Origin of the sequence: Flavobacterium sp. NRK F10, assembly GCF_024054235.1 — a bacterium.
In the GTDB taxonomy this organism is placed as follows: Bacteria; Bacteroidota; Bacteroidia; order Flavobacteriales; family Flavobacteriaceae; genus Flavobacterium; species Flavobacterium sediminis.
In genome coordinates this window covers 197,221-209,782 of record NZ_JAMXLC010000001.1, presented here as the reverse complement: position 1 = coordinate 209,782, position 12,562 = coordinate 197,221, and the positions used below count along the sequence as shown (strand labels likewise).

10 protein-coding genes are annotated in these 12,562 nt (G+C 33.0%); 6 read left to right on the top strand and 4 right to left on the bottom strand.

The features are described from left to right. Positions 1-91: 91 nt before the first annotated feature. The 4 genes from NHF50_RS00920 to NHF50_RS00905 are packed head-to-tail and all read right to left on the bottom strand — an operon-like array spanning position 92 to position 6,454. Complete coding sequence (locus tag NHF50_RS00920) at positions 92-829, bottom strand: hypothetical protein (protein WP_252774725.1); 738 nt, start codon at positions 827-829, stop codon at positions 92-94. Then, complete coding sequence (locus NHF50_RS00915) at positions 829-3,249, bottom strand: N-6 DNA methylase (RefSeq protein ID WP_252774724.1); 2,421 nt, start codon at positions 3,247-3,249, stop codon at positions 829-831. Before NHF50_RS00915 ends, NHF50_RS00920 begins: the two co-directional genes overlap by 1 nt. A gap of 26 nt (positions 3,250-3,275) precedes the next feature. Continuing rightward, positions 3,276-3,926, bottom strand: coding sequence for a transposase (locus tag NHF50_RS00910; protein ID WP_252774723.1), 651 nt, complete (start codon positions 3,924-3,926; stop codon positions 3,276-3,278). Next, a complete protein-coding gene (locus NHF50_RS00905; protein ID WP_252774722.1) occupies positions 3,926-6,454 on the bottom strand; it encodes a DEAD/DEAH box helicase family protein in 2,529 nt (842 codons plus the stop codon). The genes NHF50_RS00910 and NHF50_RS00905 overlap by 1 nt, the downstream gene beginning before the upstream one ends. A 480-nt stretch (positions 6,455-6,934) precedes the next feature. On the opposite strand from NHF50_RS00905, the gene NHF50_RS00900 reads away from it, so the two are divergent. The 6 genes from NHF50_RS00900 (at position 6,935) to NHF50_RS00875 (ending at position 12,465) form a co-directional block, all read left to right on the top strand. Continuing rightward, positions 6,935-7,576 carry a DUF6266 family protein gene (locus tag NHF50_RS00900; RefSeq protein WP_252774721.1) on the top strand — a complete coding sequence of 214 codons (642 nt, stop codon included), beginning with the start codon at positions 6,935-6,937 and terminating at the stop codon, positions 7,574-7,576. 201 nt (positions 7,577-7,777) lie between these two features. Continuing rightward, entirely contained in the window at positions 7,778-8,002 is a 225-nt protein-coding gene (locus tag NHF50_RS00895) for a helix-turn-helix domain-containing protein (protein ID WP_252774720.1), read from the top strand. Positions 8,003-8,284: 282 nt separating this feature from the next. Then, positions 8,285-8,542 carry a hypothetical protein gene (locus tag NHF50_RS00890; RefSeq protein WP_252774719.1) on the top strand — a complete coding sequence of 86 codons (258 nt, stop codon included), beginning with the start codon at positions 8,285-8,287 and terminating at the stop codon, positions 8,540-8,542. Between the two features lie 24 nt (positions 8,543-8,566). Next, the gene (locus NHF50_RS00885; RefSeq protein ID WP_252774718.1) at positions 8,567-8,896 is read left to right on the top strand and encodes a hypothetical protein; all 330 of its coding nucleotides are present in this window, start codon (positions 8,567-8,569) and stop codon (positions 8,894-8,896) included. A gap of 195 nt (positions 8,897-9,091) precedes the next feature. Next, complete coding sequence (locus NHF50_RS00880; protein ID WP_252774717.1) at positions 9,092-12,157, top strand: type I restriction endonuclease subunit R; 3,066 nt, start codon at positions 9,092-9,094, stop codon at positions 12,155-12,157. Positions 12,158-12,159: 2 nt separating this feature from the next. Then, positions 12,160-12,465, top strand: coding sequence for a GIY-YIG nuclease family protein (locus NHF50_RS00875; protein ID WP_252774716.1), 306 nt, complete (start codon positions 12,160-12,162; stop codon positions 12,463-12,465). Positions 12,466-12,562: the final 97 nt, after the last annotated feature.

Genomic DNA, 12,562 nt, shown 5'->3' with positions numbered 1-12,562 from the left:
TTGGTATTCTCTTTCCCAACTAACGTATGTCTTAGAAGGTATTACTGAGTAAAACGTAATGTCTCAACCCTCTGACCCTATATTAAATTATTTAATTTTGTTCATTATTAATTGCGTATTCATTTTTTAATGTTTCAAAAATCCTTTCAATTTCATCATATTTACTTTCACCACTTAAAACTGTAACATCATACTCCAAACAATACTGAATATCTTTTTGTGATAAATAATGTTGATGAATTAAAGCTTCATTAATTTGTTCATTTATATCAAAATATTGTCTTGTTTCTTCATCTTGACTTTCAATTAAAAATCTTTCAAAAGACTCTTGGATAATTGGTTTAGAAAAAGACTGAATTTCTTCAGCATACTGTAAAATACTGTTTATTTTAGTATGAAGATAAGTATCAGCTCTAAATGGAATTAACCCATTTGCATGAGCGATATCATTTCTATCTTTTACAAGTTTTTTATATTTACCAACTAAAGCATTTACATCAGAATGAGATGCACATAAGTATTTCATTAAATCAAAGATTCTACTTTCACCTTCAGTACTAAACATGAAAGGATTTGTAACTTTATCTAATCTATCACTAAATCCCAACTTTATTTTATTAAAATCATCTTCACGAACAGATTTTACTTGCCAAATATTAAAATAAACAAAGCTCATAAACAACATATGATATGCCATAAAAGCAAATTGATATTTTTCATTATTGTAGTTACTCTCATAGGAAGACCATAGATGTTGAATATACTCTTGTTCGTTTGTATCTTTAAAACGAACAGGTAAATATTCAAATATGTAATAGGCTTCTTCCATTACTCTCCCCACACTTTAGCAATCCTATCCTTTATTTTTTGCTCATAAATAGCAATCAACTCTTTATTGGCATTGACCAATGCTTGTTCTTTTTCTATTTGGGAAACAATTTGTTGTTGGGTTTCTAGCGATGGGACAGGAATTTTTAAATCAGTAACTGTTTTTTGTGAAATAGATGGTTGACCACCAACTTTTGCAAATTGATTAAGATTTAATTGAGTTAATACTTGACTTAAATATTTTAATTCTATCTCTTGAAGAAAGTTAGTTACATATAAGCCGTTATCACTAATCCATGATTTATTTTCTGTGATATGAACAACTCCACAATATGCTCCAACTCTTCCTATTACAATTGTGGGTTCTTCAAGAAAATATTCATTATGATAACCATTTATTCCATTTCCTCCATAAACAGGATATGGTCCTTCAACCATATTTATAGATGTCAAACCTTTTCCACTAGATAGTTTTATAATCTTATCAAGTTGTTCCATCTCCCACTTAGGATCAATTTCAATCCTCGGTTTGTAATGATCGACTACCATTTTTGCACCATCAATAATTTTTTGATAACTCTCTATCTCTGCTACAATTTCTTCTTGAACGGATAGAGGAGGAAGGGGGATTTTTTCATTTTTAATCATTGGGATTGTCAATTGAGGTATTGAATTCCCATTTCTATATATATCAAGCGAATCTAAAAGGAGCTGTAAATAATTAATATTGACTTTTGTCTTATTCGGTATTGCTACAATTAATCTTACTATTGGTAAAAAAGGAGCCTTTCTAACTCTTGCATGACCTATTGTTCCTCTTGCAGAAATTGTTACAGCATCTTCATCTACTTTTGATATATTTGAATAACCATAAATACTTTTTTTTCCTATTCCATTTGAATAAATGGGAATATTAAAATTTATTGTCTGAGTTTTTGAAAATTCATTTGGAGCATCACCTCCAGCAAAAAGTCTATCACAAATGTCTTCTAACTTTACTAGGTCATATTTGCTTGAAGTAAGTGATATTATTTTATACTTGTCACCACTCAAATTATAATCCCCACTTTTTCCTATGGCTTCTTTGCTTACAGCATGGGCTAGTGTGGTGTTTTCAAAAGGTTGGCTATTTATTATATGATTTTTATAATCGGTTAGGGTTTGTATCACTTCTTCAAGTTGCCCTCCTTTTATAGGAGTGCGTTGTGCACCCAAACTGTAGCCGTCGTTTTCTATTTTTACGAATAGAATATCATTGGTTTTTTTTGCCAGTGCTTTGTCCATTAATAAAATAGAGGTCTTTACACCACTATACGGGTTAAAAACACCTGCGGGCAAACTCACCACCGCATACAAATAGTTATCAACAAGCATCTTGCGTAATTCTTTGTAGGCTTTTCCACTTTGAAAAATAATGCCTTCGGGCACAATAATACCCGCTTTTCCATTGGGGTTTAAATGTTCGGCTATATAATCTACAAACAATACTTCGCTACGGTTGCTGGTTATTGAAAATTTCTTGTGAGGTCTTATGCCTCCTTTTGGACTCATAAAGGGTGGGTTAGCCAATACTACATCAAAGGTTTCGTCCCATCGGTCTTCACTGCTTAGGGTATCGTATTCAAAAATATGAGGGTCTGAAAAACCATGTAAATATAAATTCACCAAACTCATGCGCACCATATCGGGCGAAATGTCATAGCCTATTAGGTTTTTGATTATTTTTTTTCGCTCGTCGGGTTGTAATTCGTTATTTGAGACGCCATGCATGGCGTTTGTACCGTTATTTGAAATATATTTAAAAGCCGATATTAAAAATCCTGCTGTACCACAAGCTGGGTCAAGAATGGTATCATTTTTATTGGGGTCAACAGCCGCTACCAAGAAGTCGATAATATGCCTAGGGGTTCTAAATTGTCCTGCATCGCCTTGCGAACCCATAACCGATAATAAATATTCAAAGGCATCGCCTAGTTTTTCACTATGGGTGTATTCAAATTCACCTATGGTTTTTAAAAACATTTTTAAGGTTTCGGGATCCCGATAAGGTAAATAGGCGTTTTTAAAAATAGTAGCAAACAATTCCGGAATATTCGGGTTTTTGACCATCCCTTCAATGGCTTCCGAATATAATTTTAGCATTTGGGTAGCGCTTACTTTGGCATCAAACAAATTGCCCCAACTGTATTTTTCAAAAGGTACAAGTAATGTTTTGTTGGGGGCGTTTGGGTCTGGAAGGGTATAATCAGAAAAGAATTTTGCCTTGCCACCTAATGCAATGGCTTCTTTATCCATGTCGTCCATGAATTTGTAAATCAGCGCAATGGTAATTTGTTCTATTTGCGATTTGGGATCGGGTAATTTCCCAACCAATATATCACGGCAATCGTCTATTCTTCTTTTGGTTATGTTGTCTAACATTATTTGTTTTTTCGGGTAATCAATTATTATTTATTAAATTCAGCATCAACCCATTTTTTGGGATTGTCAATGATGTATTGTGAAATCACATCATACGATTGTTGATTTCTAATGATATGGTCATAAAATCTTGGTTGCCAACCAAAACCGGGGTTAATTTTTTTTGCCTGAACCGTTACGGCAGATTTAAATCCGCGAATTAGGGATGATACATTTTTGGATTGTGGTCCAAATTCATTTTTGTATTCATTATTTATTTCCCCCGTATCCGTAGAGACGCCATGCATGGCGTCTCTATCAAACGTGTCGATTGTATCATCATGTATGGTATTTGAAATTATTTTGGAATTATCATTTGTTTTGGAGACGCCATGCATGGCGTCTCTACGGTTAAACGCATTGTTTCCAATAAAAATAATGCCATGAAAATGATTGGGCATAACCGCAAATTCGCCCAATTCTAAATTCATATCCGGTCTAATGTTGGGCGTTTTTATCCATTCTTGTTCCACAATGGTTCCCATTTCTGAAGGTATAAATACCTGATTTTCTACGGTTCCAAAAAAAGGGGTTCTATTGGCAGTACATATAGTGATAAAATACACCCCTTTTTGGGCATAATCCCAATGTTTCAAACGTGCAGATTCTATTCTATATGTATTGTTGAATTTGGTCATTAGGCTGCAAAAGTATCAAGATTTACATAATCTTTAATATAAACAGGAACTACTTCTCTGTATTTAGCGGTTACTTCTTTAAACTGCGCAATTGTTAAAACGGGATGTGTTTGTAAGGCTTGAAAATCTTTGGTTTCAATTATTTTACGAATATCTTGGTCGATAATATAGGCTTTAAAAAAATACTGTAAGGATCGTATATTCACATCTTCTTCCGGAGGATAAATACTAATGAACTTATCAAATTCTTCATCTAGTAATTCATCTTTTGATTTGAATTTAGGTATTATGCCAAATATTTTTTCAACTAATTCTCTAATAGAAACCTTTCGGTCTATTTTTGCCGATTTTCGTAATTTTTCAAGATTAAAATATTCATTAGGCTTGTCCATGATTTCATTTTTAATATGGCTCACCACTTGCTCCCAGTTGCCCAGTTCTACATTTTTTCTAATGATATCGTCCATTTTAATACGATTCTCAAAATCACGATAGAGCATGCGGTCAATCTTCATGCCTTCATAGCCTATTACTTTTTCTTCAGCTACTACTAAAGGATCGAGTAACTCACTGGTGTATTTCTTTATCCTTTTAGTTTCACCGGTATTATCTGGAATGCCTTCTCTTACCTTTGGTAAAATCAACACTTCATCATAGTCAAACTTTTCTTCAAAATATTCACAATTGGCAAAGAAATCAAACAATTTAAAATGGGCTTTATCTTTTTGAATACTTTCTTCTTCCTGCAACTCATTCTTGAATTTATAGGTAAAAGTATGCTTGCGAGTACCACGACCTTTTATCTGAACAAAATCTGACGGACTAAAAACAGGACGCATCAAGCCAATATTCAATAAATCAGAACAGTCATAACCGGTAGTCATCATACCTACGGTAACACAAACACGTGTTTTGCTCGATTTATAACCCTCTAACCAATTGGTTTTCCCATTAAGGTTGTTATTAGAAAAATTAATAGTCATTTGTTGGGCATTGGTAACTTGAGAAGTTACCTGAACAGCAAAATCAGAATTATATTTATTAGGAAATAATTGTTCGGCAAACTCATTTAAAATTTCTGTGATTCGTCTTGCATGATTCTGACTCACTGCAAAAATGATGGTTTTCCCAATTTCATTCGTTATAGGGTCACGTAACGCTTTTTCTAAAAAAGTCGAACAAAAAACAGCATTGGTTTTATCTGAAAAGAATCTTTTTTCAAAATCTCTAGATACAAATGTTTCCGCTTCTTGACCTTCTTCTGTTTGGGTTACTACGGCATAACCTTCGTCAGATAATAATTGTGTGGTTATTTCAGTACGGGCATCAATGGTAATAGGATTTCTTAGGAAATCATCTTTTACACCTTGCAATAATGTATATCTAAAAGTAGGTTGCCCATTTTCGCAACCAAAAGTAGTGTAGGTATCGCGTAGCATTCTACGTTCAATTTCCCTAGGGTCATTTTCTCGTATTTTATCTAAATCGACTCCTTTCAAATAATCTTTTGGAGTTGCGGTTAAGCCCAATTTATAACCGTTAAAATACTCAAAAACCGCTCTCGAATTTCCAGAAACAGAACGATGTGATTCGTCAGAAATTAATAAATCAAAATCGGTAGGAGAGAAAAGTTCCCGATACTTATTATTAAAAAGCAACGATTGAATGGTCGTTACAATAATATCGGCTTTATGCCAATCGCTTCGATGTTCTTTGTAGATATACGTAGTATAATCGGGTTTTAAATAATTTGTAAAATCCTTATACGCTTGGTCTTCCAGTTCTAATCGATCTACTAAAAATAAAACTTTCTTTGCATTTTTTGTTCGTAAAAACAACTTGATGACAGCCGCAGCTGTTAATGTTTTTCCTGTTCCGGTTGCCATTTCAAAGAGAAAACGATCGTTCCCTTTATCGACAGCCTCTTGTAGCTTTTGAACAGCATTTAATTGATAATACCGAAGAAAACGAAGTTTATTGTTCCAAATAAAATCGGTACTGTTTTCAACCGTTCCGTTCCAACCAGGTCTTTCTGCATAATCTGGCATTTGTACAGAAGCAATATAATCGATACTTACTTTTTCATTGGCTAATGCTTTTCTATCAGGTTGCCATTCTTTTATAGCTCCGATCTCTAACGGAGAAGGAAATTTATAAATCGGTTTAGGATTTCCTTTTTTTAAATCCCATAAATAATGGACAACTCCATTTGAAAGAATAATGTATTGCGCTCCTACCGTATTGGCATATTTTCTAGCTTGTTCCTTTGCAACAAGTGGGTGTAAACTTTCTTTTTTAGCTTCAAGAACACAAATGGGTTTGTTATTATCATCTACCAGTAAAAAATCAAGAGAACCACCTTTTATCTTTTCATAATCATTGCCCCAGGCATCAATTGCTACTTGACTGATCTTTACGTAATTCTCTAATAAAATATTTGCTTTACCATGCTCAGTATCAAAGAATCGCCAACCTGCTTCAGTAAGCAATTGGTTAATTTTAATTCTTGCATGAGCTTCGTTTTTCATAACATTTATTAGTTATCCCAAACCTACCAAAAAAATACCATTTTAACAATAGGTATTTAAATTCCTGTTTCTGGTATTTCTTACAAAAATAGATTTTGTTTTTACACATTCCTTACGTAAAACCATAACCCGATACACTTTTTGTAAAAAGATCTTCTGAGGTTCGTTCGGGTTTTGTTCGGGTTTTGTTCGGAGTCCAGTGCTTATATCTTAGGTTTTATGCGGGCTGGTTGGGAAAAATGCCGAACAAAGACCGAACAAACCCCCTGAAAAATCCCTTTTTATCGGTCAAAACCCGTCAAAAGCGGTCAAATTCAGTCAAATCCGGTCAAAACCCGTCACCGCAAGGCTAAAGCATACTATTTTTTGAAGTGCTGCAGTTATTACAATTGATGATACCGAACCGGTACAAAATGGCTTGCGTTCAGTAGTATCATAACCTATTGTTAAAAGGAGTATTAATTTTTAATTTTTGTAAGTATGGGAACTTATAACAAAGGCATTTTAGGTGCATTCTCAGGAAAAGTAGGACCAGTAGTAGGAGCTAGCTGGAGAGGAAAAGAAGTGTTGCGCAGTTTGCCCAGAAAAGCGAACCGAGAAGCGACACCGACACAAGCATTGCAACGCTTAAAGTTTAGTACGGTTGCGGCCTTCTTAAATCCGTTATACCCATTGCTAAGCCGCTATTATGGCAACAATACAGGAGAAAAAACCCGTTTAAACCAGGCCATGTCCTATCACATGAAAGAAGCCACGGTGTACAACGATCCTGTTTTTGACATGATATATGCCAAAGTGCAAATTTCTAAAGGAGATTTATTGGGGGTACAAGCGGGTTCGGTAGCCTCCACTGTGGCAAACACCGTAACCTTTACTTGGACAGACAATTCAGGGCAGGGGCAAGCGGTGGCTACTGACCAACTTATTGCGGCTATCTATGAGCCAACGACTAAAACAACCCTGTATGCTTTAGCAGTTGCCAACAGAAGTGCCGGAACCGGAGCCATGATAGTTCCTGCAGGACTAGTGGGCTTAACGGTTGAGGTATGGGCGGGTTTTGCCTCAGCCGACGAAAAGAAATACGCGACCAGTTCGTATTTAGGTAATGTGCTTGTCGTATAATATGACAGAGGGTAGAGCTGCAAAAAAGAGGTTGTTGGAGTCGTAAAGTGTGGGTTTTTAGCACACCCGACAACCTCTTTTCTTTGAAAATTGGTTTTATCAGAAAAAAAGCATTCCCTTTAGAACTTATAAAATAAACGTAAGATTTTTTCGTTATTATATGTGTTTTTTCCTACGGTTATGAATAAGCAGTTAAAACAAATGCAAGACGAAATAGATGCTATAAAAAGGGCGTTGGATTATTTTGTACGGTTGCAAAAAGAAGAAGATTGGTTAGACAATGCCGATATAAAAATGCGTTTTCATATCAGCGATAGTACGTTGTACAGAATGCGCAAAGAAGGGAAAATTCCGTTTGTAAAGATTAGAGGCAAGTACCATTACCCCAAATCGTTTTTGAATGATTATTTGTTGGGTAAGATTTGAGATTATTTGTTATCCAAAAAACTTTTTGTTTTTGCATTAAAAAATCTGCTAATCTGTGAAGGTAAATAGTATGAAGAACTTCTAAGATAAAATGAATTGTACTTTTGATTTTTTATGTAAAAAAAGCAAAAATTACAACACTAGTGAACTCCCTTTTAATTTCTTCAATCAGGTTGATTTTATTTAAAAATTTAAATAATAAAACTTATTTTGAGCCGAATAGTGAATATTAATTTTAAAAGATATTCAAATTTGAAGTATATTGTTGAATTATAATTTAGTATGGAAAATAAAAATATCACTGTTATAAAGTCAATTGAGGATTTCCCATCTGAAAGTGTATTGTTTAAATTAAATAGGGGAGATAAATTAATAATTTATTATGATAAGTTTAGTTCGCCAGAAAAGAAGACAAAAGCAGAAGAGTGGAAAGAAAGGTTTTCAGACTATTCGATTGAAATAGATACTGTTGATGAAAGTATCTCTATTTTTAAGAAAATTACTAAAGAAGAAGTTCTGAAAAATTTGAGTTTTTTTTAAAAATATGAGGCAGAATATAGAGAATTGGCTTCAAGCCTTTTTTTAGAACTAAATAAATTATTATTCAATAATGGAGATCTTAAACATATTGATCCAATAATGAGAAAAAAGTTTGCTAAAGGACAAATTTTAGATTGGAATTTTAATTTTTCAGGAAGTTATTATTCTTTTGAAAATAGGAAAAAAGAAGAGTTTATAACTGTGCCTAAAAACTTTGGAAAGGATACTAAGTTAGATTCGTATTGTTTTCCTAAATTTATTGAAGAGAATAGAGAAATAGCTAGTATTCTTCCAATTAAAATTTATTTTGGATATAAAGATTGGGAAAGGATTGTTAATATTATTTCAGAATAATTATTTCTAATTCATATTGGTAATATTGTAAGAAGCATGTGCTTATTTCAAATTAAGGTTTCATATACAAACGATATTCTTTTTATTCGCTAAAAATAGTCAAAACTTACTTGTTAAAGTAAATTACAATTGTTGCACAAACCATAAAAATTATTTACGTTTGGAATACTATAAAAAAGATTCAAATTCATTCGAATGAAATTCAACGAAGATTCAAGAGTTAAAATTCCTACCATACTACATTTGATACGTTTAGGGTATCAATATCTTTCTTTAAAAGATCAAGTATGGGACGAATCAACCAATATTTTTACGGATATTTTTAAAGAAAATCTACTTCGTTTGAATCATGAGCTTAATGAAGCGGAAGCCGATAAATTTTATGCTGAATTAGCACTTACTTTAGAAAATGAAGATTTAGGAAAAGCTTTTTATGAAAAGTTAATCGATCAATCAGGGATTCGATTAATCGATTTTGAGAATTTTGAAAATAATACTTTTCATGTTGTAACTGAATTAACCTATAAAAAAGATGAAGACGAGTTTCGTCCAGATATAGTTTTATTCATTAACGGATTGCCATTGGTTTTTATTGAGGTTAAAAAACCAAATAATTTAGATGGTATTCAAGCGGAACATAAAAGATTGCAAATGCGTTTCCAAAATAAAAAGTTCCGACATTTTATCAACTTAACGCAGTTTATGGTGTTCTCTAATAATATGGAATACGATGATAATGCGTTGCAACCCTTACAAGGAGCTTTTTATTCGACTACCTCTTACTATAAACCAATATTCAATTATTTCAGAGAAGAGGAAACGTTTGATTTAGAATCACTTTTAAATACTGTTGAAGACGATTTAGAAAACTTTGTTTTAAAGGATAATAATTTATTGAGTATAAAAAACTCACCTGAGTTTTTAACGAATAAAAATCCAAAATCGCCAACAAACAGCATTTGTACTTCGTTATTTCAAAAAGATCGTTTAGCTTTTATTTTGCAATTTGGTTTTGCTTACGTAAAAGATAACAAAGGATTGCAAAAACATATCATGCGTTATCCGCAATTATTTGCTACAAAAGCAATTGAGCAGAAATTAGAAGAAGGTGTAAAAAATGGTATTATTTGGCACACACAAGGAAGTGGTAAAACAGCTTTAACGTATTATAATGTCAAATATTTAACAAGCTATTTTCAATCAAAGAAAGTAGTTCCTAAATTTTATTTCATTGTAGATAGAATTGATTTACTAATTCAGGCAGGAAAAGAGTTTAGAAGTAGGGGATTGGTTGTACACAATATCAATTCGCGTGAAGAGTTTGCAAAAGACATTAAAACGACTTCCGTTATACATAACAGTTCTGGAAAACCTGAAATTACAGTAGTAAATATCCAAAAGTTTCAAGACGATCCTGATGTAGTTCAAAATACGGATTACAATTTAAATATTCAACGTGTGTATTTTTTAGATGAGGTACACCGCAGTTATAATCCTAAAGGTAGTTTCTTAGCGAATTTAAAAGAATCGGATAAGAATGCGATTAAAATAGGCTTAACAGGAACTCCTTTATTAGGAACAGACTACAACACAAGAAGTTTATTTGGTAGTTATATTCACAAATATTACTACAATTCTTCTATTGCTGATGGTTATACTTTGCGTTTGATTCGTGAGGAAATTGAAACCAATTACCAATTAAAATTAAAAGAAGCTTTAGAGTCTATTGACATTTTAAAAGGAAATGCCGACAAAACGCAAGTTTATGCGCATCATCGTTTTGTTGAACCGATGTTAGATTACATTGTGCAAGATTTTGAAAGAGCTAGAATTTCATTTAATGATAATTCTATTGGTGGAATGGTGGTTTGTGATTCTTCCGATCAAGCTAAAAAGATGTATGAAATCTTTCAAACAAAATATGCAATTGCCAACGATAGTTTCAACGTAGCAGCGGAACCAGAGGAATCGTATGGAAACCAAAAAATAGAAGAGAGCAAAGTAAAATCGGCAGCGGTTATTTTACACGACATTGGTACAAAAGAAGAACGCAAAGACCAAGTGGAAGAATTTAAAGATGGAAAGATTGATTTGTTGTTTGTGTACAATATGTTGCTCACCGGTTTTGATGCCCCACGATTGAAAAAACTGTATGTGGGTAGAGTTATCAAAGCGCATAATTTATTGCAAACGTTAACACGCGTTAATCGAACGTACAAAGATTTTCGTTATGGATATGTAGTAGATTTTGCCGACATTCAAAAAGAGTTCGAAAAAACCAATCGCGATTATTTTAATGAGTTGCAAGAAGAATTAGGTGATGAAATGGTGCATTATTCTAATCTCTTTAAATCGGCTGAAGAAATTAAAGAAGAAATAAAGGAAATAAAAGAAGTCTTGTTTCATTATGATACTTCAAATGCTGAAATCTTTCAACAACAAATTTCGCAAATCAGCGATAGAAAAGAAATGTTGAAAATAACACGTGTTTTGAATAACGCGAAGAGTTTGTATAATTTAATCCGACTTTCTGGAAATTACGAATTATTAGAACAACTCGATTTTCATAAATTAACGATTTTATCGCGTGAAGCCAATAATCATTTGGCATTAATCAATACCAAAGAAGCTTTAGAACAAAACGTTGATACTACTAATTTATTGAATGTAGCTTTAGAAGACGTTTTATTCGCCTTTGTGAAAATCAAAGAAGAAGAAATGGTTTTGGCTGATGAATTGAAAAACACGCTTCAAAAAACGAGAGAAATGCTCGGGGGTAATTTTGACCAAAAAGACCCGCATTTTGTTTCCTTGAAAGAAGAATTAGAACGCTTGTTTAAAAAGAAAAATTTAAGCGAAGTGACCAAAGAAGAAATGGAAGCCAATATTAAAGCACTTCAAGAAATTTATGATAAAGCCAAAGAATTAGAGCGCAAAAATGCGTTACTTCGCGCCAAATACGATAATGACGAAAAATATGCTCGTTTGCACAAACGATTAATGGAAAAAGATCCGTTAACGGATAGTGAAAGTAAGCTATTTGAAGCTTTACAAGGATTGAAAAAAGAAATTGATAATCAAATCATGCAAAATGCAAAAGTATTAGAAAATGAAAGTTTTGCAGAAAAAATGATGATTCGCATTTTAATAGATCAATTCAAAAATAAAAATCATATTGCGTTAGATGCCGCTACTTCTAAACGCGTAAATCACATGATTGTAAAAGAATATATGAACGAATTTTACGGAAGGGTGGCGTAATTATGTTACAAGGAGAAGGCTTTCATACTTATTTTGTCTATATACTCACTAATGTGAACAAAACGGTGTTATACATTGGTGTAACTAATAATTTGAAAGCAAGAATTGAACAACACAAAACAGGTGTTATTGAAAAGACTAAGTCTTTTACAGCTAGATACAATGTAAAGCATTTAGTGTACTATGAAAAGTTTACTTGGATACAAGAGGCAATTGCCAGAGAAAAAGAATTAAAAGGTTGGCGAAGGGAAAAAAAGGAAGCACTAATACGGAAAGTGAATCCAGACATGGCGTTTATTGAGTATTAAAAAAACATTATCAATGCGTCTTGTTGGTCATTCCGTTGTGTATGTCATTCCTCCCTGTTTGTCATTCCGACGAAGGAGGAATCCAGATGCTTCCTAA